Origin of the sequence: Lewinella sp. LCG006 (assembly GCF_040784935.1) — a bacterium.
GTDB lineage: Bacteria > Bacteroidota > Bacteroidia > Chitinophagales > Saprospiraceae > Lewinella.
In genome coordinates this window covers 6,984,668-7,008,136 of record NZ_CP160680.1, presented here as the reverse complement: position 1 = coordinate 7,008,136, position 23,469 = coordinate 6,984,668, and the positions used below count along the sequence as shown (strand labels likewise).

Below are 23,469 nucleotides of genomic sequence, written 5' to 3'. Positions count from 1 at the left end.
AGCGCATTAATTTTCGATTTCAATATTTTGCAGATGCAGTTCTGCTTGTAATTCTTTTTGTCGGGAGCGCCTGCTTTTTTCCACCAAGGCCAGATTGCAGTGTACCAGGTAGCCGAGATGTTCTTGATGCTCCAAATAGTACATCAATCTCAGAATGTCATGATACGAACCCGCAATTCGAATGGGACTGGTGATGAAGTTTAGTTGCTCTTGTTGCCAGCGTTGGTCTTCCCCGAATTCTAGTAAATTCAGTTGATGTTCTGTACAAAAAGTGCTCACTTTCGCAAATAAATTATTCCTGTTGTAGGGGCCTTGAAGAAATTGTTGATCGTTTACCTGAAGCTGCTGCTCTAATTTGGCAATGACATGAGGGGCATCATCAATGTTTTGTAACTGGATTGATTTTTCCGTTAACTCACTTTTTAGCTTTAGGGTCTTGCGAATGCTTAAAAAATAGGACGCTAATGCCAGTAGCACCAGACCGCTCACGGTAATCCACCAACGTTGCTGAGATGTATATTGACTTAAATAATTCATAAGCTTATAATCCAAAATTGGTGACTAATTTGAAAATCGGCAAATACATAGAGACTAAAACGATACCTACCGTGATTGCCAGGAAAACGATCAACAAAGGCTCCAGTAGGCTGCCTAGTAATTTGGTTTTTTGCTCTACCTCTTCATCGTACTGCTCTGCAATTTTTTCCAGCATCTGTGGCAAATGATTGGTTTCTTCTCCAATTTTGATCAGTGCGAGCATCCGGTCCGGTACGATCGATACTTCCTTTAAACTTTGGTACAAGGCATTCCCATGTAAAATTTGCTGTTGCACACCTGCCAATTTACTGCTGATCGGATGAAAAGCCACCATGGCACCAACCAATTCCAATGCCTGGGTAAGCGGAACACTGGAAGATAACAAGAAGCTAAGTCCATGATTGAATCTACTCAGGTATACTTTTCGAATCAACGGCCCAAACAAGGGTAAACGAATCATCAGTGCTGCGCCAGTTCGCTTGACGACATCTGCTTTGCGAAAGTAAAATCCAATCACAACCAAAACCACTGTACCAACGATTAGATAAGGCAGCGATTGATTGAGTTGTTCCGAAAAATCGATAATAAACTGAGTAATTCCTGGCAGTTCCTGATTGAGTCTGGCGTAGATGTCACCGAAAAGGGGGACCAAAAAGTTGAGCAAAAAAAGTAAAGAGAAGCCCGCAACAACCAACACTAAAATCGGATAGGAAAGCGCACTCAACAATAATCGCCGCAATTGGATGTTTTTGGCAAAATGAGTTGCCAGCCGTTCTAAAACCGGCAACAACTTGCCACTTTCTTCGGCAATACGGATACTGGACAATTCGTAAGTGGAAAACTGTTGGGTTTGTTCCATCGCCGCTGCGAGGCTGGCTCCATCGATTAATGTTTGGTAGACACTGGCAAAAATATTGCGAATTTTCTCCTTAGGCTCATTGGCTTGAATGAGTTCCAGGGCGGAGCGAATATCCAGCCCGGCACGAAGCAGGACGGCTAATTCCGAAAATAAAGCCTCTTTGTGTTGCCAATTAAGCCCTCCTCCGAATAACTGAATATCCCGATTAAGAATGTCCGACCAGCTACCGGATTGGGCCGTATTTGTAGCCTTGCCTGCGACTTGGCCACCCGGATTTTTTTGCTGTTTTAATTGTTTTAAGTCAATGCTCATTTTCCCATAGTATCAGATCGTAAGCGCTATACGTTTTATTCAGGTTGACGGTTTTTGCAAAATCAGTGAGTCCAACCACCATTCTCACTTGGTCAATTAGCCCCTCTCCCTGCTGTTGATCAAAGGAAGATGCCTGTATTATTAAGTTTACGGTAAAACTATCCTGGTGTTGCATTCCGTTTTGTCGAATCAGCAGCGAAGGCAAAAACGTGTACCTGATACTGTCCTGCTGGTTAAGAAAAGTCAGCGAAGCTCCTTGTCGGACAATGTATTGACTGCGAGCGAAATCCCATTTCAATAAAGTAACACTTCGTCGGGCATCTTCAACTTTTGCCTGTTGATCCTTGAACTGATCAAATTGTAATTGGATGAGGCGCAAACCGGAAAAGGACAGCGAAACAATCACTGCGGTAAGGGTTAAAACGACCATCATTTCCAAGAGGGTAAATCCGGCTAATCTTTTCATTCCGCCCGTTTTTTAAGGGTTTCGTAATAAAAGATACGCTGGTCGGGGGTCTCACAACGGAGCATCAATTTATAGAGGCTTTGGTCGTTGTTCAGGGGTTCTACGGTTTGGGTGATGTTGTACCCCAAGGTATCCCAACTGGAGGCATACCATAAATCTTCCTGCTCTATTTGTGTGGCGCGTTGCCTTAGTAAGAGCGCAGCGTGGAACTCCTGTAGGGTACGATTATTGGTCAGTAATTGTCCAAAACAAAACCAGGCTGTTCCTAGCGCGATGGTCAGGATAGCTAAAGCAGTGGTAGCCTCTATGAGTGATGATCCTTTTAGTCTAGCCATTGTGCTACAGCTTTATTACCGGTATTCCAGATCATTGGTTCCACCCAGTGCTCGGAACGAGAAGGAGCGTCAATACGCCCGTTAACCAGATAATTAAAAAAGAATTGTCCACTATTGCCCCGGTAAAAAAAGTTGTCACAGTAAACGCTTCCGGCAATCTGCCCGGAAAACTCTAATCCTCCTTGCCAAATGACCCTGCCTTGGAGTTCTGTTTGTTGCAGGGTAGCCAGCAATTGCTGGTCATCGGCATCGTTGGAGTTGTTTTTTAGGCCCAGGAGGGTACCTTCAATTTTACAGTCCTTTCCAATACGAAGCCGACCGGATTGCCGTCTGGAAAAGCTACTTTTGGGTAGAACCGCTAGTACGGAAGGATACGTGAGATATACCTGTGTACCAAGAGTGATTTCAAGACTGGCAATAGCTTGTAGCTGCCCTGTGAATCCGGTGTCTATTTCAATACTGGGAGCCCTTAGTATTAGCCCGTTCAAGCGAGCTTTTCCCCCTATCCGAATCAGCGAATCGGCTTCCAGTACGATAGGCCCCGACCAATTTTGGCGCTCCAATTCAAGCACTTTTCCTTTAATCAGGATAGGTGTTTGAGTAAAGGAAAGATGAAAGCTGTCGGCCAGATCTCTGATATTATACGGGTCATGGATTAAGCCAGGCTGAGTGTTGTTGAGAACATCCAAATCCAGTGAGGGTAGTGCCCCGTCGCCACTGGAGCTACTGCCAATGATGGCTTGTCCTGACTGAAAGGGAACTCCGTTTACTGTAGTGGTGGTAATTCCGCCCCTGGGCACAATGGCCTGGCCAATGAGCTGACTGGTGCCACTTAGTGCTAAAGCTTTACGGGTGTCCAGCATTTCAAGGCAGATACGTGCGGGCGATTTGCGACCAAGCAAGGCCGTTTTGGTGATGGTACTGGAAGACGGGCTGGCAGGTGTACAGCTGATGAGTTCAAAAAATCCCCAGGGGCGTTTAGTCATCAAAATACTGTCGGTGGAAAAAGGAAAGTATTCCTGGTCCATGATGCCCTCTTCTGATTGCGCATAGAGAAAAGCCGATTCAACCGACTCTATGCTTTCCCAAATGGCCAGGTCTCGCTGATGGGCACCCCGGTAGTATATCCAAATGCTTATTAAAGCCGTAAGGAGAATACCAATGAGGGTAGTGATCAGGAGTGCGTAAAACAGTGCTGTCCCTTCAAGTCGTTTAGCGAATAGCTTAGAAGGGTTCATCACGAACGTAGGCATTGATTTGGGTCACCGATTCAAAGCGTTGGCGTAGTGCCGCCGCAGCACCTCTGGAATCTAAGTTGCCGAGACAAACGGCAAAGTAGCCCGAATCTGATAACTTGACAATTTGTGCATCATTGAAACCGGCAGCTTTTACCTCTGCTAAGCGACTTTCGGCGTTGCTACGACGGGAAAAAGTGCCCGCTATGACAAAAAAGGAAGCTTCATTGCTTACTGTTCGGAAAGGACTGGCAGCAGTGTTTCTTTGCTGGTTAGCCGTAGTTGTTGCCTGGCGATTATCCGGCTCGGCTTCGGCAATCCTGGTGTCGGGACGAGCAGGGGTGTACTCCGGCTGAGCACGTGGACGATCACTGGGTAAGTACAGCACCACATCCTGGGGCAAGTCAATACAGTTAGCGGAGAGAAAAACACGCTCCTGCAAACGCTGGTACCCTTCGCTTTCAATAATGATATCGTAAGCTTCATTACAAGGCAGGCAGACCGAAAAATTCCCGAGATTGTCACTGTAGGTTGATTTTAACAAGCGTCCACGTTGATCTTTTATATGGACTGCGGCTCCTGCGATGGCCGTGTTTTTAGCTGCTGGTTGTACCGTTCCACTGAGCTCTCCACAATCGGACCTGGGAATCAACTCTACAAGATAGGTGTCTTGATTTTGCGCGGCATTAATTCTTAGTTGCAAAGGGCTATACCCTTTATGGGTGATGAAGAGCAGGTAATCCTGGTTTTCGGCATCAAGTTGATACAAGCCATCTTCATCGGTATAGCCAAAAAACTTAAATAAAGCATCTTCTACTGAAAGTTGAAGCTGGCTTATTTTGATAGACACTTGCTTGAGCCCTTGCCCAGTCTGCTGATCCGTGATGTAAATCTGAATCTTGTGGTTTTGATTAGATGAAACAGAAGTATTATTGGCTTCCTCTCCTGATTTTTTTGCCGGAACAGGTTGGTCAACATTGGGATTACCCCTACGCGTACGTGTGCGATTAGGAACATTTGTTTCCGTAGGAGTGTCACTACTTTTTCTGATCTCCGGCGTAGCTTGTTCTTTACTTGATGGTCTATTTTCTGTTATTGCAATAGAATCAGTGTTCGCCTTTTTTTCTTTGCTCGGAACAAATTCACCATTACGGTATTTTTCGGTGCTGCTGAGTGTTCCTTGTTCGTAAATTTCTCTTTCTCCGTGTAGCTCACCATTCTTGTATTGGGCTTTTGCTTGCAGACTGCCTTCGCTATCGTACTCCTCAAAATCTCCGTGTAATTGGCCATTTTTGTATTCAGCAATCTGAGATAATTGACCATCTTGCCAGTATTTCCAATGATCGACTTGTAAGCCATACTCAAAATGGCCTTCTTCCAAGAGGGTCATATCCTTGCTGAATCGTTGAAATTTCCCGTGCAAGAGCCTACCTAAGTGACTACCCTGAGTGACGATAATTCTATCCCTGTAATAGGTATAGTAATGAAGGATAAAGCGGTGCTTAATGTCAGATTCTTCCAAAAAGACATGCATTCTGACGACCGAGGTGTCATCTTGAATGGTAATGGCCTGAATTTGATCAGGATTTACTTTTCCGCCTTGGGCAGGAAGGTTACTGATGACCAGTACCCCCAATAGAAGAGAGAACAAACAGTTTTTCGAAAACATTTGGGATGATCTTAAATCTGCAAAAGAGATTATACGTACAAGAGCGCTGATTGTTTCTAATGATTATAAAGATAACACATTCTGTGGAAAACTTATATGAATAAATGTTAAATATCGGTTTTAATTGCAGTGCTATTTTGTTTAATATGATATATTTGAACAAAAAAAATGAAACGACGCGACTTTCGACTCAAAGCATTTACCCTCACTGAGCTATTGGTTGTACTGGTCATTATCGGTATTTTGATGCTTATTGCATTACCCAATTTAATGCCCTTGATTGCCAAAACGCACAGCTTGGAAGCCCAGCAAGCCCTTACGACCATTCAGAAGCTGGAACGATCTTACCACCAGATGCACGTAAAGTATACGGGGGATTTATTGGAATTGGGTTTTGAACCTGAAAAGACCATCCCAGAGGGTGGTAACGCTAAATACGCTATCCAAATCACTAGTGCTGATCCGACCAGTTTTGTCGCTAGAGCAGTAGCCGTCGTAGATTTTGACCAGGATGGTGTTTTTAATGAGTGGGAAATAGATCATAACGGTACCTTGCGGGAGATCGTAAAAGATTAGCTGTGCTAGCGCTCTTTATGCAAATTTCAATACTTCTTTACCTGGCCAGGGAAGATTGGAAACACCGGTCCGTTCCTCTTTGGAGCTTATTCCTTTTTTTGGCGATAAGCTGGTTCAGTATCCATTTTAATTGGCAATGGGCTGATCTGGCGTTCAATTTTAGCTTTCTATTCGTACAATTCTTTTTATTGATGCTCTATTTCGTTTTACGAAAGCATTCCTGGCGTAATGTGCTAGGAGGAATGCTCGGCTGGGGCGATGTTGTTTTTATTTTAATGACCGCTTCCTACCTCTCTTCTTTTTGGTTTCTAGCCAGCTATTTGCTTGGCTTGATCGGATCATTGCTCCTTGTTGTTGTAACGGGAGCACATCGAAAGGATCACTTCACGATACCTTTAATTAGTGGATTGGCTTTAAGCCAAGGAATTATATTGATAATTAAATATTTCATTTTTTTCTAAGAAACATTTTACAATAGAATAACGTAAACACCCCTCGACGACACGAGAAAACTACAGCGCTTCGATGAAACTATGGGAAAACATAAGCGCAGAAGCCCTTCAGGTACTTTCTGCGGAGCAAGCTTGGCATTACCAGGTAATACCCTATCGAGTAGATGGTGGTAAACTTTATCTGTTTAGCAAGCAAAATGCGTCCTCCTCCTTGCGGGAGGAACTGGAAATTCTTTTGGGACTAAACATTGAGCTGGAGCCGTTAGATACCGAAGAATTACAACGCAGTATTGGGAAATACTACCGAAAAGTCAATCTTGATAAAGGCCAGGTACGTACGGTTGATAGTGGCGATCGCAATTTTCTCAACCAGCTCATACAAGAAGCTCAGCAACTAGGCGGGAGCGACATCCACCTGGAAGCCTTTGAACATGCTGCCAGAGTTCGAATCCGAATTGATGGCGTTTTGATTGAAAAATATAAACTGGAAAAAACAGCCTATCCAGGCTTAATCAATCAAATAAAGATCAAAGCCAATCTGGACATTTCTGAAAAAAGACTGCCCCAGGATGGCCGCATTTTTGTGGGGCAGGGATCGGATCGTCTTGATATCCGGGTATCCAGTCTTCCTACACTGCACGGAGAAAAGATAGTGATGCGCTTATTGGCGCAAAATGCCGAAGCACTCTCGATCACGTCGCTTGGTTTTTGGGAGCAGGAATTGGAATATTACCTGGAGAGTATTCGCCGCCCCAACGGGATTGTGCTCATTAGCGGACCTACAGGCTCTGGAAAAACCACTACCCTCTACGCCACACTACGAATACTCAACGAAACCCGCCGCAATATCATCACCATAGAAGACCCTATCGAATATACCCTGGAGGGCATCAATCAAGTGCAGCTCAAGGAAGCCATCGGGCTGGATTTTGCCAGTGCCATGCGGACCTTTTTGCGGCAAGATCCTGACGCTATCATGGTGGGGGAGATTCGGGATTTGGATACCGCATCTATGGCCATCCGGGCCTCGTTGACGGGGCACTTGGTCTTGTCTACCATCCATACCAATTATGCTTGGGGTATTATCAGTCGACTACTGGATATGGGCGTACCAGCTTATTTGTTGGCCGATACCCTGAATGCCGCTGTCGCCCAGCGACTGGTGCGTTTGCTTTGCGCGGACTGTAAAGAGGCTGCTTCTTTTACCGCTGATTTGTTGCCTCGTAGATTTGTGACCAGTGAAATCCCTACTACACACTACCAAGCTAAGGGCTGTGAAAAATGCTTTTATACAGGATACAAAGGCCGTAAGGCCATCTATGAAGTAATTCCCATTGATCGGGAATTGAGCCAACTTATTCGTGATAAAAACCTGGATACCCAAGATATACTAAAAAACAAAGGAATTATCTCTCTGGCTGAAAACGCTTTTGCATTATTAAAACGGGGAGATACTTCTCTCCAGGAAATTGCTCCGCTACTTTCTTAGCTCAAATACTTAAAGACCAAATGAAGAATACACGCGCTTTTATTTTATTCCTATTACTATTCGGTCTGGTTGGACAAATAGCCGCCCAAAAAGAGGCCGAACGACTGGCCCGTATTGATAAACGACTCAATATTTTGATTGAAGAGGGGGCTGCATTGGGGAAACCCGTGACGATTTCGCTTACCGGGTCTTTACAGGAATTGGTGGCCTTTTTGGCAGAAAGTACCAATACCAGCATTACGGTGGAGCCGGGCTTGAACCGACAAGTATCCGTAACTTTTAACAAGATTCCGGTCAATGATATACTGTTGTACCTCTGCGATAATTACCAATTGGATTTGCAGCCCACTGGCGATATTATTCATTTGCTCACCTATGTGCCGCCGCCCGATAAACCCAATGTTCGGGAGCCTGAGATAGGCTATGACGCCCGCAGTGGCCTGCTGCGTATGAATCTGCGCGGAGATACCCTCAGTGAAGTATTACGAAAGGTTTCCCAAGTGAGTGGGCAGAGTGTGACGGCCGCGCCCTTGGTTCGCAATCGCCGTGTTACCACTTACATCAATAACCTGCCGCTGGAAGCAGCCCTAGACCAGTTGGCTAAAAGCAATGAGCTGGAAGTGACCTTTGCCAATGGCTATTATCTACTTGAAGACGAGGCGTCTTCTGACCCATTTGGCGAAGCCAACAATCCATCAGGGAACACGGCCACCAATGATAATCAACGCCGGGATCGCAATAATACCAGTGAGACCAGCTCCACCGCGAGTAACCTCCGATTGCGCCGCTCGGGGGATGACCGCATCAATGTCCAGGCCGAGAATATTCCGATGACTGAGTTGATTAAAGCCGTAGCGAAAGAACTCGACCTCGATTATTACATCCTCTCCGGGATGCCTGCGGGGAATGCGGTAGCTGGCAACCGTAATACGGGCAACCGCAATACGAGCGTAAGTCCTGCCACCGTTCCGCTGGATCAGGAACTGGTGAGCCTTCAGGTGAAGGATAAAAATTTTGCAGAATTGTTAACCGATCTGTTTCGTAATACAGACTACACTTTCGAGTACCAGCGCAAAACTTACGTGATCGGGCCGAGAATAGGAGAGGGGCTGCGCAGCACCAGGATATTTCAGTTCCAGTATCGCTCAGCACGCGGCGTAGAAGCCTATGTGCCGGAAACCCTTCGGGAGGGCGTAGTGATTGATACCCTCTACGAAATGAACAGCCTGGTGCTTACGGGCTCGGAAAATAACATCGAAGAAATTTCCTTTTTTCTCCATAAACTGGATCGGGTAGTTCCCGTCATCACCATTGAGCTGACCATTGTAGATGTTCAATCCAATAAACTGGAAGAATACGGTGTCGAGGCTGGCTTGGTGAGTGGCGGGCGCGAGCGAGGCGGACGCATCATCTCGGGCGAGGATGGACAGAATGGTCTGGACTTTACTTTTAGTCCCGGTGCGGTCAACCGGGTTTTGGATTTATTGGAAGGACAGGGCTTGGTGAATCTGGGGCAGGTTTCGCCAGACTTTTACTTGAGCTTATCGGCCTTGCAGGCCGATGGTTTGGTAGACATTAAATCCACGCCCAAGCTCTCTACCATGAACAGCCACCCTGCTTATTTGAGTATTGGCGAGACACGCTATTACCAGGAGCAGCAAGTAAATTTTCCCGGTTCGGATCGTCCTATTCCGGTACAGTCGGTGATTTTTAAGGAAATCGAAGCCAATCTGCTGATTGAGATCAATCCTATTGTTTCCGGTGATGAGCAAGTAACCCTGGAGATCATCTTCGAGCAATCGGAGTTTTTAACAGATACGGGCCCCAATGCACCACCACCGCAGGTATCTCGCCGCTTCGAGAGCATGATAAGGGTGCGTAACGGCGAAACCATTGTTTTAGGCGGATTGGAGCGCGAGCTGAAGTCAAGCTCCATTAATGGCTTGCCCTGGATCAGCCGGGTGCCGGTCATCGGTTGGCTCTTTGGCAAACAACGCAAAGCACGGCAGAAAAACAAGCTGCTGATTTTCCTGAAACCCACGATTATCAACGGCTGATGAAAGAGCAAATTAGAAATTGGCTTTACCGCCGGGTAGTAGGCGTACAGTGGCAGCTGGGGGCGAGCGAGCAAGCCTTTCGGGCAGTCGTATGTGCCCAGCAGAAAGGACAATTGTATATAGAGCAAGAACTGTTAGGCCTGGATAGCCTGGCTGAGCTGAAAGCTGCTGTAGGTGATTACCTCCCTGTTGTCTTGGTCGTAACCGGAAAAGGCCTTTTGGAAGGAGTTGTAAATGTAGGGGATAGAACCAACTGGCCCGAGCTATTGCACCAGCGCTTGCCTGGCGCTGATCCTACGGCTTTTGTGGGGCAGGTTTCGCAAACCCCTACTTGGTTAAGCGTACTTCGCAAAGATGCCTTGCAGGAGATTCAAGATACTTTTAGTGCAGAGGGGATACCGCTGGTAAATATTTACCTGGGCTTAACCGCCATCACTCAAGTGTTGTCTTTTTTGCCAGATCATCAGGCTTTGGCAACTGCGCCCTACACACTACAGATTAAAGACCATCGCCTGGTCGATTTTGCGGCCCTGTCGGAGGAACAAACCGCTGAGGGGATCATGATTGGTGAGCAAATGATCAGTAGTCGACTACTTTTGCCCCTGGGGGCAGCCATTGACCAATTGATTGGCCACCAGCCCATCGCTTATGGCTTTCCCTCGGATTTAGGTCAGGATTTTGAACGCAATCAGTATACCCGGATATTGGGCCTGGGCGGGCTGGGCATCCTCTTTTTTGCGCTTTTGCTTAACTTTTTTGTCTACAACCAAACAGCGCGCTCGCTGGCACAGGTAGAAGGAGAGCTCTATTACTCCCAAAGTCTCCTGAGCAAGATGGATAGCCTGAAGACACAACTCAGCCAACGCCAAAGGGTATTAGAGGATCAGCCACTGCGCCCCACCCAACTGTCGCTCCTTGCCGATGAAATAGCACAGACCATCCCTCCAGCGATAAAACTCTTGCAGCTACAGTGTTTTCCGGTGGAAAAGCCGAAGGCAGGTGAGCGGGAAACAAGGCTTACCTATACCTCCTTTATCCTGGTACGGGCCCAAACATCGAATACTCAAAGCATCAATGAATGGATTGATCTTTTGGAAGGAAAATCCTGGTCAGCAACAGTAAAGCTTCAACCTTTTCGGAACAACCCGAAAAACGAAGGCGAATTCGAGTTGCGAATAGAAATACCCCGAAAAGAAAAGGAAAGTTGAAATAAATTTTAAAAAACTGACAGAAAGGTTTGTATAATTGAAATAATATATATAAAATTGCTGTCAGATATTACAACTGTAACTTGTTCCCAAAGCAAGTAATGATTTAAGATACAAATGCGCTCCTCGCTCTGTTTTTAGTTTCCCGTAATAAAAAGAGGAGTTTTAGTTTTGAAAATGGTACAAGTCGTTATGACTTGTAGCTAAATGCTATTACTATTATTTAAATTTCATGGTGCTCAGTGCCGTGGGTAAATTCCTATGTGTGATGTCGAAAAAAATGCTCTTTCTGATTCTTGTAGTTTTAACTTCGGCTACTTTCTTTCCTTTTCACCTTTCAGCTCAAGATGACGGAGGAGGTGACAATAATGTCTCCTTTGACGCAGAAGGCTGGAAAAGACAAAACAATGTCATTCCGCCCTCTCCAGATGCAGCTTCACTGGGTAGTTACGGAAATACTGGAGTAAACTACTATTCAGGAGCAGCAAATATCAATATCCCTCTCCAAGGAATTGGTGGGAAGTTTCTTTCTGCACCATTGTCTCTGAGTTATGATGCCAGCTCCGTAAAAGTAGCAACGGTCCCTTCCTGGGTAGGGCTAGGTTGGACATTGCAGGCGGGAGGCGTTATTACCCGTGCCGCTCAGGGCATGCCTGATACCTGGAATTTCTTTGACTGGGACGAAGAATTTTCGGAATTTGCTGGTGTCCTTGATCCTGATAATATACTTTATTGCAATGATCAGATTCGGCTGCGTAAATTCTACAACCGCGTCTCTGCTGGTGATATCGACCTCCAGCCGGATGTTTTTTATTTCAACTTTCCTGGAGGTTCTGGAAGTTTTATTTTTGATAAAAACAAGAACATCATCCAACGTGATCGTTCTGATCTGATCATTGAAGCAACGGCAAGCGGTGATGATTTTACCACTTTTGTGATAACCACTGTAAATGGCACAAAGTATACATTCGGATCTACGGCTATAGAAAGAACGGAATATACCTCAGATACAAACGATGGCGGCGATGGAGCCCAGGAATTACAACCCTGGACGAATCCAAAACATTTCAAATTTAATTCTAGTTGGTATTTGATTTCAGTGACTACTCCTGGGGGAGCAGAGAGTCTAAGTTATGATTATTCCAAGGAAAACACGAGCGAACCGTATTCATTGCCTATTAACGTAGAAAATGACAACTCGGTAAATTGTTCACAGGACCCAGTAACTTCGGTATGGACCTGTCCTACTGGAGCTTTTGGTGCTGGAACGCCAGAAGAGAGTAATCCGAAAATTTTCAATCGTCAATTTCTAGACAGTATCATCTTAAAAATTGATGGTCTTAAAACGGAACGCATAAGATTTAGTAGAGATACAGTAGTAATTGATCCAGTCAGTCCCACCTCTGGCGGATTTAAGTTGGATAATATCATTATTGAACGGCGTTGGGAACTAACCGCCTGGGAGCCTTTTATTGGTTATGACTTTAAATATGCAGGTGATGATGATGGTGATCTGCCTAATCCTACGGGTAGATTAACGTTAGAATCGGTAAAAGAAATAGGGCCTACTGAAAATCCTCCATTTGAAGGAACAAAGCCTCCTTATACATTCGAGTACTACTCAGGTGCACTGCCCTCCTTTATCTCTAATGCGATTGACTTTTGGGGCTATTTTAATAATGAGGGAGGGAACGACAATCTGCCTGTACATAAACTAGTACCTACCTATAGCCTTTATGGACTTTTATTGTACAGTGGAGCTAATCGCAAGGCCACTGGTAGAACGGAAGGAGTACTCAAATCTATCACCTATCCTACGGGAGGGAGCACGGCCTTTGAATACGAATCCCATCAGGCAAATAACCTGACGGACGATTTGATTGATAATTTTGGTACCAAGGTTGGGGGTCTCCGATTGAAAAGAATGATTGATTACGATGGCCTCGGGGGTATTGCCCTGAGCCGAAGCTTCAGGTATGTTACAGAAAGTGGTGAAGAAAGCGGCATCCTCATGAATGGTCCCGTTTATGCCAAAGAGTCTTCCTATACAACGGAGCGCCCTCCCGGTGTGGCAGATGATCCAAATAGTGGGAATTTCTACGGTACTCGCAATAACATTACCTTATTTGCTTACAATGCCAGTAGCTTTGGCACAATTCAGGGGAATCATATTGGATATAGCAGGGTAGAAGAAGTTATTGGAGGAATTGGTAAGAATGTCTATCACTACAAAGTCGATCCCAATGGATCTGGATGGGATCCTACTGATGGACGCTTACTGAAAAAAGAGGTCTTCGGCAAAATTGGTGCTACGGTACAGGTACGTGACAATCCTCCTACAAACTTAAGCTTGGGACGCTTAGATCGGAAAGAAATCTATGAGTATGGGATGGCTTCTCAAGATTTCAATCCTCCAACTTTTTATGTGTTTAGGGTGGAATCTGATGATGATCAAGACAATAAAATAAAGCTATGTAAAATTGCAGCAAGCAGTGACCCTTGTGATCCTGCCCATCAATACGAATGGCGGCATACGACGGGAAATTATAGCAATCAGCCAGATTGTGATGAAGAACACAACTTCAGTACCCGTTTCCATCATAATATTTATGGCCTAAGTACTACCTGGACTCGACCAGTAACCACAACGACGACGGACTATTTCTATGACGCAGTTAGTGAGGATATTATCCCTTTTAATCCGGCTGTTGATGGCGAAGTTCCGGATGACTGGGAAGATTATTTTTTCGGAAACGGTCGTTCCGTGACCCAGGTTACCAATTATGAATATGATCGCCCTGACCTCACTTTGGCTACTGCGGTCTCACGGAACAATAGTGATGGTACGATCCACCGAACGGAAATTGAATATTTCGGTAATGGTGACTATGATATTAGAGCTATCCCTGAGGTAATTACTAAAAAAGCAGGTGGCGAAATTATTGGAGGAACCAGATCTGTATTAAACCCCAGAGGATGGACTTTACAGATTCACGAAAAACTACGCGGTGGAAGTGAATTGTTGCGTGCAACAATCGGAGGATATAACAATGCTGGTCGGCCAGGAACCTATCAATACATGACTTTCCCGCAGGAAACATTTACGTGGAGTAATGCACTATTGACAAATCGCACCTATGGTGCCTGGACCTGGAGTTTTGATTACAATGAAAAACGCTTATTGATCAACCAGGTTGATATTGACCAACAAGAAGTTGACTTTAAGTACGATGCCTATAATCGCCTATTGACCGCAACGGCCAGAGAAGGAAATGTCATTAAAGATTACGAATACCTCTACGGAGGCCCGAATGAAGTAGTTCAAACTACTAATTATAGTGATGCTCCCACTCAGACCGTTATTAATCAATTTGATGGTTTAGGTCGTCCGTTAAGTACCATTGTCAATGGGGTAACGAAAAATCAGGTTATTTACGATGGAGAAGGTCGTGTTGCAAAAAAGACTTACTTACCAGGTTCTTTCACCACCTTTATTAACGAAAGCAGCCCCCTTAGTCGCTTGCTTAAAGAGATATACCCTGATGGGAATGATGTGAAATTTATTCATGATGCGGAGGATAATCATTACGTAAATACCCGTATCAACGAGCGGGATTATCCTACTATCACCACTACGGATTTATTCGGCTGGCAAAGGAAAATCGAGGATGCCATGGGCAATGTTACCAGCTATACTTATGATGGCAGGGGCAATGTGGAGTCCATTAACTCTCCAGCAGGAGGATATAGCTACGATTACGATGACCGTTTCAGGCTAGTCAGTAAGAAAGTCCCAGGGGCATTACCAACGACTTATGCTTATGATGATGCCAATGACTTATTATGTACCTCTATAGATGGAAATGGCAACCGGATGAGCACCCTCTATGACATCTACGGTAGGGAAACAGACGTGTATCATGTTGTCGTTGATCCTGATGGAGCTGATCGAGGATGTGGAACTGCTGGGCAAAAGGTGCTGTCTTATCAATACGATGGTGCAGGAATAAATCAGGATGGAAACCCCATCTATACTGGAAAGTTAAGTTACCGGGAAGCTGCATTGTTGGGAGCCTCGGGTATAGCCACGACTAGTTACGCTCTTGATGATTTTGGAAGGATTGTTGGTCAGGGTGACGGTGCAACCATTGATGGTGTTGGGATAGGCGACGGCCAAACTTTTACGCTTAATCATGCAGATTGGACGCTTAAAACAGAGCATACCGCTGCTGGTTATATCCAAGATTTTTCCTATGATAATTTTGGTCGAATGATTTACGAAGCAACTCACGGTGTTGTTACTGAGATGGAGTACAACGATAAAGACCAGTTATTGTACAAAATTTTTGATGGTGGTCTTGCCCGAGAAGATTATGAGTATAATGAGCGAGGTTGGCTAACGCAAATAAATACCCTTAGTACTGAAGTGTTAACTTCTGAAGATTTACAAGTCGGTAAAGATCCTGAATTCTGTCAGATACCATTTGGCGAAAGAGAGACTTATGTTAGTCAACGTACAGTTACTCCTGCGGAATTCTTTGAATTATTATGCTCAGGAGCCAATGTAAACGTTCCTGAAGTTGATCCATGTCCCACAGGGGGAGAAGAAACCTGTTACACAACAATCTATGATAATTATTCAAATGAACTTTATATTAATAGTGGTATTTTTCTCTCTGAAAATGAAGAAACGATAAATTTCTTACAAACTGCAAAGTCTGCATGTGATAGAGAAGGAGGAGTATTATGCATTCCTTATGGATTCAAAATAGTTGGGATAGAGGATCATTATGGCAACCTCTTAAACCTCAACTACGACTACAATATCATAAATCCTTATGATATGGCTGTTGGTTGTCTTCCTGAGATGAATATCAATCAGGAAGTTGATAGATTAAGGTCAGATGTAATAAACTGGCTAGATACGAATGGCTATAACTATGATGAAGTGAACATTGAAGTGATATGGGGGAACGAAAATGCTCCTAGTTCGCCTATCGGATCAACTAGGGCTGTAAGGTTACAGTTTGAAATATTAGGTTCATCTAATTTCAGGCTAGGAAACGTTAATTTGGAATATAATCTATACTGTTATGATATTAAAGAGGGAAAAGTTATCAATGACTACTCAATAGTAGTAACTAAACCTGCTACGATTGATGAATATCTTTTTTATACTTGTGGCCCAATAAGGGTAAATCCAGGAGGAGCGCTGCCAGCAAATACATCTTCGGGAAATACCAATGGAGATTATACAGATTTTGAAAATTCAATCAAGCAAAGTCAATATAGTAATGAAGCGGATTTATCCAAGCTATATGAAATTATGACTGATGACAAGCATAAATTTTGGTTGTTTGAAAATGAGCTTACAAGCATTGGCAATACGAAATATCGTATTCTTAAAATAATAAAGATCAATAATGCTGAACAATTATTTAGCATCAAAGACTTGAATGGAGAAATTTTTGTCACAAATTTATCTGGCTTTTTCAATCATAGAGGTAGCAAAATCTACTTATCTGAAGTAAATCCGATTATTAACGAAGGGTCTTCACTAGGACAAACACCAGGAGTGGCCACGGACGGTACAACGGTACCTTGTCCACCAACTCCTTCTGGTTGTGATGAACAATCCCAGCAGGCTCAACAAAATTCTTTAGAAGCAATATGTACCCAAACACTGGCACTATTTGATAGCGGTAATATTCCAACTCCGTATAATGTGGCAATGATTCAACTTTGTAATGGGGAAATCACATATGTGCTTGAAACACTATTGGATCAAGTAGTCGGTAACTTCCAGATACTAAATATATTTCCGATTGATGGTAATGAACTTTTCATAGAGGTAACCTCAGAAGAACCTTTCTTCGCCATGGAATTTGATCATCAGCCTAACGGCAATATTGAACAAATCAAATGGAAAGTAGGTGACCGGGCTACTTCGATCTATGATTATAGCTACGATCCTATTGATCGAGTGACGAGTGCCGGATTTTGGGAAGAATACTATTTACAAGAAACGGTAAGTCCACCAAGCGGGGTGCCTTATGTTACCCAGACACTGGTGCAGGATTTCAATAACCGCTATGACGCCGGATTTAGCTATGACGGGGCTGGGAACGTCCTGGAAATTTTCCGTAATGGAGTAGGGTACGCTTGTGGCCCGGAAGGGATGATTGACGACCTGACGCTAACTTATGGCGGATTGGATGGCCAGCAATTGATCAATGTGATCGACGAAGCACCTGATCTTGGACTTCGCAAGCGAGGATTTCGGCCATTTCCTGCTGCTAATAACCCAAGTTCGGAGTACGAGTATGATGACAATGGCAACATGACCCGTGATCCACACAAACTCTTGACTATCGAATATAATTTCCTTAACTTACCCGAGTTAATGAAAAAAGGAGCCCAGGATAAGTTGAAGACGGTTTATGATGCTACTGGTAGAAAGTGGAAGAAAACCAGTATCATTGATATACTGGACATATACGAAGAACCAACAGGGGAAACCTACACCGAATCCAGGGCCTACATCAACGGAGTAGAGTTTGTCGGAGAGGGAGAGGTTGCTAACAAACTAGCATCCATTAGTGCTACTTCCAGTGGTCGTTTGGCCTACCAGTATGACGAAAATGGTGCCCCTGCCGGTAAGCGCGTAGAATACTACCACAATGATCACCTGGGCAATATCCGACTAGCCTTCAGCGATCTTGATGGAGACGGAGCGATCACCGTAGGAGATATTTACGACCCTAAAAATGAAATCACCCAAGAGCGACACTACTATCCATTTGGGCTTACTCATAATGGGCCTTGGTTTGCGACGGTAGCACCGGATAACGCGTATCGGTACAATGGTAAGGAGTTGGATGAAGCTACGGGGCTGTATGATTATGGGGCTAGGTACTATGATCCGGCGGTGGCGCGGTGGGGGCAGGTGGATCCGCTTGCCGATCAGTATGCGCCGTACTCGCCGTATAATTATGTGTTGGGGAATCCGATTAGGTTAATTGATCCGGATGGGCGAAGTGTAGACGCCACCTATAAAATAGCTGAGGATGGTGAAATATCTAAGGTAGATGATCAAGTACATTATGATGCTGATGGAAATGAAGTTGATATTTTGATAGCTGGCGATCGGTTGAATACTAACAAGGATGGGTCAATAAAAAATCCTCATATTCAAGTAGGAAAAAATTACCTTAAAGGAGCTAGAGAATTAACTGTGAACAAAGGAGGTGAAAATGAATTAACAGGTTCTGTTATTAACTTTGGAGAAAATGAGGAAGAAGCAAGGAATGTATTTGAATTTGCAGCAGAGAACACAGATGTAGAATGGTCATTGTTTACCACTGAAAACAATGGACTCATTAGGTCTATGGTCACCACTTCTTTTGAAGAAGATCAAGAGCGTCTTGGAGCTTCTTTAGCTAAAGAGAATGCCAGTGGTCTCTTATACCACGATCACAGTCATCCCCGAAGTGATAAAATTATCGACACCTCACAGCTACGACCTTCTGAAGGCGATAAGAATTTTGCAAGAGCTGTACGAACGATTAACCCTGATGCAAGAGTAAGAGTTTATTTTAATGGTGCTTATCACGATTACTAATTATGAAATTTTCAGTATATATTTTCTTATTGGGAACCCTAATGGGCTGTTCTTACAATCAAGCTAGGTATTTAGATAGTGTAGATTCAAAATCTTGCGATTTGGATTCTTTTTTAGTATCCTTACCTCAAATTAGGATAATAAAAGGATTACAATTAGCTGAAAAGATAGACTCTATAAGTAGTCGGTTTAGTGAGGTTACAGAAGGAGAGATGATGCCTTTTATTCGAGTTGATCCTCATGTAAAAGACAGCTTTGTTTTATACAAACTTAGTATTACAAGGGCTTATGCAATGGAGTTTTGTGAAAATGATATTAATTGCGAATTGGTTGATGATTTAGGTCTAGGTGTCTTTTGGCATAATGGGATATTAGTTAAATTGAATGGCACTTTTGATTCCTATGGTTTTACAGCTCCTATCACTGGAGAAAGAAAATATTTTATTGAGAACACAGGTTCTAATGCCACATTTTATTCGTATGTGTGCCTAGATAACAACCAAAATCCAATTTTGGATTTATCTTTAAGTATAGCAGCGTACTACAGAGAAACTAACGGGGAATTCACACTTTATTATTCAGAGTAACCCCACTGGCTAGCTAGACGCCGTGCGCCTTAGCGGATGGACGTATAGCGCCCAGTGGGTGCAGTGCCAGCTTTGCTGGTATTGCATGATCGGAGGATGATCTAAAATTTTTGCAATTTAAAAGCCCATCTTTCAGCCGGACAGGCCTGTCAGTTTATCTGACGGGCTTTTTCCTGAAATCGTGAGTTGAAATCCATTAGGTTGTTTATCTTTATCGTTCTCTCGATTAAACCGCTTTGCTTATGCGTCTCTTTCTCTGCTGCTGTATTCTCCTGTATTTCGGATCACTTGGTGCCCAACAGTTTCAAAACCCGGATTTGGAAGGGGTGGTAGAGTTTGACGTGGCGAGTGGACTGCCTCCGGGTTGGCAGGCTGTACCTGCGAGCGCACCTTTTTGTGCCGCTACTGCTTTAGGGATAACAGATACGCCTGATCTGACGGACCCGCTAGGGCCCGTGCCTGATGTAGGGATGATGGGTAATCCCTACAGCGGCAACACTTTCATGAGTGGACTTTCTTCCCGGCAAAACGACATTCCTTTCGCTCGTTTTCACGAGGGGATTATGCAGACAGTGAGTGGTTTTACGGTGGATTCTTTCTATCAGCTTAGTTTTTACCAAGCGGTCGTCAAACAAATCAATGCCCTGGATACTTCCGGGCGCTGGGCTGTTTATCGTGATAACAGTCAGTTATTTATTTCTCCCACCTCCCGAAGTGCGGCCGCCTATAATGCACTTGATTTCCCCTGGGATTTCAGGTCGTTTGAATTTAAAGCGACCAGTGAAACACATACTTTTGCCTTTATGCCCCAAGATGACGATAGCATCCTGTATATGAACGACGAGCTAAATGGCGGCCTGCGCATGGGGATTGACGCTATTTATTTGAATAAATCCTGCATGCTAACCGACGATTTGGGACCACCCCTCTATTTTTGCCAAGAGGATGAAATCAACGTGGTCCTCGATGTACTGACCTCCGAGGGAAGCTATGTCTGGAGTACGGGTGAAACGGGCCCTGCAATAACTGCTACTCAACCCGGCACCTACCAAGTAACCATTACTGGTGCTGACGGTTGTGTCAATTACGACCAGGTAAATATTATTCGCAATGAATTGAATTTAGATTTAGGTGCAGACACTACGATCTGTTCAGGGGAAACGATTGTCTTAAGCGCTGTCACCTCCGGGGCCTTTTATACTTGGCAAGATGGTAGTAGCAGTACTACTTTTTCAGTAACAGATCCTGGTTTGTACTGGGCTGAAATCCGGGTAGGAGAATGCCGAGCACGTGATAGTGTTTTGATTGTGGAAAACCCAGTAGCTACGATCAACTTAGGGCCAGACGTCGAGTGGTGTGCAGGCGATAGTATTGTTGTTTCCGCTAATCCACAATTGCCAGGAGTAGACTACGAATGGCAGGATGGAAGTACGGAGAGCAGTTTTTTGGTCACAAATGCTCCCGCTGAAATTACCCTTCTCGCAAATTTAGACGGTTGTACCCATGCGGATACGCTACAGGTCACTCCCACTTTTTTACCCTTTTCCTTGGGTGCAGACACTACGCTATGCACCGGTGACAGCCTTTTGTTAGATGCGAGTCTGCCCAATACGAGCTACCTCTGGCAGGATGGCACCACAACACCTACTTTTCTGGCTACCTCAGGGGGTGTTTATACGGTAGCGCTCAGTCGCGACGACTGCACCATCACTGATACGCTGCAAATTACGGAGCTCTCTTTTGGAGCTTTAGACTTAGGGGCAGATACCACCCTTTGCCCAGGGAACAGTCTTACCTTAGCGGCAGACATACCTGGTGCTAATTACGTTTGGCAGGATCAATCTACGGGTGCTGATTTTACCCTGTCAGCTCCCGGCCTCTACTGGGTTACGGCCAGTGTGGGGGATTGTGCCGCCACGGATAGCATCCTGGTGAGTCCGCATCCGCTGAACCCGGTAGATTTGGGTGAAGCGCTAGCGATCTGCGCGGAAAGTACCTTGTTGCTAGACGCCACCCAAAATGGCGCTAGTTACAGCTGGCAAGATGGGAGTAGTGCGCCTACCTACGAGGTGGCAACTTCCGGTAATTATTCGGTAACGGTAACACTAGGAGCATGTAGCAGTAGTGAGACGGTACAGGTAGTGAACAGCCTTTTGCAACCTTTCAACCTTGGTCCAGACCTCACCCTTTGCCAGGGCGAAACCCTTACCCTGACCGGCCCATCCGTTGCCGAATATTACCTCTGGTCAAACGGCGCAAATACGCAGAGCATTAACGTAGGTACCGCCGGAACGTATCGACTTACAGCCACCCTGGGCGAATGTACGGAAGAAGAGGAGCTGGTACTTAATTACAACCCTTTAGCTCCCTTTAGTTTAGGAGTAGATACGACGCTTTGTTTGGGCGATTCGCTGCTACTGATTGCCGAAAATACTGCAGCAGAAATCCTGTGGTCGGATGGTACAACAGGAAATACATTATGGATAAACACCCCCGGAAATTACGGACTCACCCTCACGCTCGATGATTGCACCCAAAATAGCAGCCTTGAAGTAACCTACTACGAGGCTACCAGCTTGGAGCTGGGTCAAAACATAACCATTTGCGAAAGCCAGCCATTGGTTTTAGACCCACTGGTAAGCGGTCCACCCCCAACATTCTTGTGGCAAGACGGAACCAGCACGGCCACCTACGAAGTACAAAATTCGGGTACTTACACCTTGATGCTCACCAATATTTGCGAAACTGCTACTGATGAGATCAGTGTCACCATCGAAGATTGCACCTGCGAAGTCTACCTCCCCAATGCCTTTTCACCGAATGGTGACGGTACTAACGATACTTTCTGTTCCTACACCACTTGCCCCATCACCGATTACGACCTCCAGATCTTTGATCGCTGGGGTGGCCTGCGTTACACCAGTAACAATATGGAAGAAGGGTGGCAAGGCTTGGAGGTCAATTCCGGTGTCTACCTTTACACCCTCCGCTACCGCGACCGAGATGGCAAGTGGCAACAGCGGGTAGGGGAGGTGCATTTGTTGAGGTAGCATAGGGCGGTGGGAGGCTTAGTCTGCAAAAATCCACTCCAAAACCTCTTCTTCTCTTTGGTGTTAAGTTTAGCTTTCACAGTAGCCTTTTTCTCCGGATCAGCATCCACCCCCGCCAGATCATACCCCCCAGGCGACTTTGCCCACCTCACCAAATTATCCAGCGTCGGTTCGAGTACCTTGCGATTGGTATTTTGGGCATCTTGCAGGGATCACCGTACCTTTTGCACCAATGGCCGTAGCGTAATGCCAATGCGGATAATCTCTTCTTTATAATATGTACCCCGTTTTGCTTAACTTTTTTGTCTACAACCAAACAGCGCGCTCGCTGGCACAGGTAGAAGGAGAGCTCTATTACTCCCAAAGTCTCCTGAGCAAAATGGATAGCCTGAAGACACAACTCAGCCAACGCCAAAGGGTATTAGGGGATCAGCCACTGCGCCCCACCCAACTGTCGCTCCTTGCCGATGAAATAGCACAGACCATCCCTCCAGCGATAAAACTCTTGCAGCTACAGTGTTTTCCGGTGGAAAAGCCGAAGGCAGGTGAGCGGGAAACAAGGCTTACCTATGCCTCCTTTATCCTGGTACGGGCCCAAACATCGAATACCCAAAGCATCAATGAATGGATTGCTCTTTTGGAAGAAAGATCCTGGTCAGCAAGGGTAAAGCTTCAACCCTTTCGGAATACCAGGAACGACGAAGGCGAATTCGAGTTACGAATAGAAACATCCCAAAAAGAATAGGAAAGTTGAAATAAATTTTAAAAAACTGCCAGAAAGGTTTGTATAATTGAAATAATATATATAAAATTGTTGTCAGATATTACAACTGTAACTTGTTCCCAAAGCAAGTAATGATTTAAGATACAAATGCGCTCCTCGCTCTGTTTTTAGTTTCCCGTAATAAAAAGAGGAGTTATAGTTTTGAAAATTGTACAAGTCGTTATGACTTGTAGCTAAATGCTATTACTATTATTTAAATTTCATGGTGCTCAGTACCGTGGGTAAATTCCTA

14 protein-coding genes are annotated in these 23,469 nt (G+C 44.8%); 8 read left to right on the top strand and 6 right to left on the bottom strand.

The annotated features are described in order from the left end of the window. Positions 1 to 6 precede the first annotated feature (6 nt). The 6 genes from AB0L18_RS25725 to AB0L18_RS25700 are packed head-to-tail and all read right to left on the bottom strand — an operon-like array spanning position 7 to position 5,413. Entirely contained in the window at positions 7 to 552 is a 546-nt protein-coding gene (locus AB0L18_RS25725; protein ID WP_367390193.1) for a hypothetical protein, read from the bottom strand. Beyond that, the gene (locus AB0L18_RS25720) at positions 542 to 1,708 is read right to left on the bottom strand and encodes a type II secretion system F family protein (protein WP_367390192.1); all 1,167 of its coding nucleotides are present in this window, start codon (positions 1,706 to 1,708) and stop codon (positions 542 to 544) included. The genes AB0L18_RS25725 and AB0L18_RS25720 overlap by 11 nt, the downstream gene beginning before the upstream one ends. Then, positions 1,698 to 2,174: a type II secretion system protein J gene (locus AB0L18_RS25715; protein WP_367390191.1), complete on the bottom strand. Its 477-nt coding sequence runs from the start codon at positions 2,172 to 2,174 to the stop codon at positions 1,698 to 1,700. Before AB0L18_RS25715 ends, AB0L18_RS25720 begins: the two co-directional genes overlap by 11 nt. Further along, positions 2,171 to 2,509, bottom strand: coding sequence for a Tfp pilus assembly protein FimT/FimU (locus AB0L18_RS25710; RefSeq protein WP_367390190.1), 339 nt, complete (start codon positions 2,507 to 2,509; stop codon positions 2,171 to 2,173). Before AB0L18_RS25710 ends, AB0L18_RS25715 begins: the two co-directional genes overlap by 4 nt. After that, on the bottom strand, positions 2,497 to 3,750 hold the full coding sequence (locus AB0L18_RS25705) for a hypothetical protein (protein ID WP_367390189.1): 1,254 nt from the start codon (positions 3,748 to 3,750) through the stop codon (positions 2,497 to 2,499). Before AB0L18_RS25705 ends, AB0L18_RS25710 begins: the two co-directional genes overlap by 13 nt. Beyond that, positions 3,734 to 5,413, bottom strand: a complete 1,680-nt coding sequence (locus tag AB0L18_RS25700; protein ID WP_367390188.1) for an SPOR domain-containing protein — start codon at positions 5,411 to 5,413, stop codon at positions 3,734 to 3,736. The genes AB0L18_RS25705 and AB0L18_RS25700 overlap by 17 nt, the downstream gene beginning before the upstream one ends. A gap of 168 nt (positions 5,414 to 5,581) precedes the next feature. On the opposite strand from AB0L18_RS25700, the gene AB0L18_RS25695 reads away from it, so the two are divergent. The 8 genes from AB0L18_RS25695 to AB0L18_RS25660 all read left to right on the top strand — a co-directional run bounded on the left by AB0L18_RS25695 (position 5,582) and on the right by AB0L18_RS25660 (position 23,198). Further along, the gene (locus tag AB0L18_RS25695) at positions 5,582 to 5,989 is read left to right on the top strand and encodes a type IV pilin protein (protein WP_367390187.1); all 408 of its coding nucleotides are present in this window, start codon (positions 5,582 to 5,584) and stop codon (positions 5,987 to 5,989) included. A gap of 525 nt (positions 5,990 to 6,514) precedes the next feature. Continuing rightward, positions 6,515 to 7,930: a GspE/PulE family protein gene (locus tag AB0L18_RS25690; RefSeq protein WP_367390186.1), complete on the top strand. Its 1,416-nt coding sequence runs from the start codon at positions 6,515 to 6,517 to the stop codon at positions 7,928 to 7,930. A gap of 20 nt (positions 7,931 to 7,950) precedes the next feature. Beyond that, complete coding sequence (locus tag AB0L18_RS25685) at positions 7,951 to 9,987, top strand: hypothetical protein (RefSeq protein ID WP_367390185.1); 2,037 nt, start codon at positions 7,951 to 7,953, stop codon at positions 9,985 to 9,987. Next, the gene (locus AB0L18_RS25680) at positions 9,987 to 11,195 is read left to right on the top strand and encodes a hypothetical protein (protein WP_367390184.1); all 1,209 of its coding nucleotides are present in this window, start codon (positions 9,987 to 9,989) and stop codon (positions 11,193 to 11,195) included. Before AB0L18_RS25685 ends, AB0L18_RS25680 begins: the two co-directional genes overlap by 1 nt. Before the next feature lie 280 nt (positions 11,196 to 11,475). After that, a complete protein-coding gene (locus AB0L18_RS25675) occupies positions 11,476 to 18,816 on the top strand; it encodes an RHS repeat-associated core domain-containing protein (RefSeq protein WP_367390183.1) in 7,341 nt (2,446 codons plus the stop codon). A 2-nt stretch (positions 18,817 to 18,818) separates the two neighbouring features. Next, positions 18,819 to 19,403, top strand: a complete 585-nt coding sequence (locus AB0L18_RS25670) for a hypothetical protein (protein ID WP_367390182.1) — start codon at positions 18,819 to 18,821, stop codon at positions 19,401 to 19,403. A 242-nt stretch (positions 19,404 to 19,645) separates the two neighbouring features. Further along, positions 19,646 to 22,453, top strand: a complete 2,808-nt coding sequence (locus AB0L18_RS25665; protein WP_367390181.1) for a gliding motility-associated C-terminal domain-containing protein — start codon at positions 19,646 to 19,648, stop codon at positions 22,451 to 22,453. A gap of 289 nt (positions 22,454 to 22,742) precedes the next feature. After that, positions 22,743 to 23,198, top strand: a complete 456-nt coding sequence (locus tag AB0L18_RS25660) for a hypothetical protein (RefSeq protein ID WP_367390180.1) — start codon at positions 22,743 to 22,745, stop codon at positions 23,196 to 23,198. The last annotated feature ends 271 nt before the right edge of the window (positions 23,199 to 23,469 follow it).

What these genes read in the sequence shown, in the direction of transcription:
- AB0L18_RS25720 (WP_367390192.1), bottom strand. Translation starts at nt 1,708, where the DNA reads ATGAGCATTGACTTAAAACAATTAAAACAGCAAAAAAATCCGGGTGGC.
- AB0L18_RS25665 (WP_367390181.1), top strand. Translation starts at nt 19,646, where the DNA reads ATGCGTCTCTTTCTCTGCTGCTGTATTCTCCTGTATTTCGGATCACTT.
- AB0L18_RS25715 (WP_367390191.1), bottom strand. Translation starts at nt 2,174, where the DNA reads ATGAAAAGATTAGCCGGATTTACCCTCTTGGAAATGATGGTCGTTTTA.
- AB0L18_RS25685 (WP_367390185.1), top strand. Translation starts at nt 7,951, where the DNA reads ATGAAGAATACACGCGCTTTTATTTTATTCCTATTACTATTCGGTCTG.
- AB0L18_RS25695 (WP_367390187.1), top strand. Translation starts at nt 5,582, where the DNA reads ATGAAACGACGCGACTTTCGACTCAAAGCATTTACCCTCACTGAGCTA.
- AB0L18_RS25680 (WP_367390184.1), top strand. Translation starts at nt 9,987, where the DNA reads ATGAAAGAGCAAATTAGAAATTGGCTTTACCGCCGGGTAGTAGGCGTA.
- AB0L18_RS25670 (WP_367390182.1), top strand. Translation starts at nt 18,819, where the DNA reads ATGAAATTTTCAGTATATATTTTCTTATTGGGAACCCTAATGGGCTGT.
- AB0L18_RS25690 (WP_367390186.1), top strand. Translation starts at nt 6,515, where the DNA reads ATGAAACTATGGGAAAACATAAGCGCAGAAGCCCTTCAGGTACTTTCT.
- AB0L18_RS25700 (WP_367390188.1), bottom strand. Translation starts at nt 5,413, where the DNA reads ATGTTTTCGAAAAACTGTTTGTTCTCTCTTCTATTGGGGGTACTGGTC.
- AB0L18_RS25675 (WP_367390183.1), top strand. Translation starts at nt 11,476, where the DNA reads ATGCTCTTTCTGATTCTTGTAGTTTTAACTTCGGCTACTTTCTTTCCT.
- AB0L18_RS25710 (WP_367390190.1), bottom strand. Translation starts at nt 2,509, where the DNA reads ATGGCTAGACTAAAAGGATCATCACTCATAGAGGCTACCACTGCTTTA.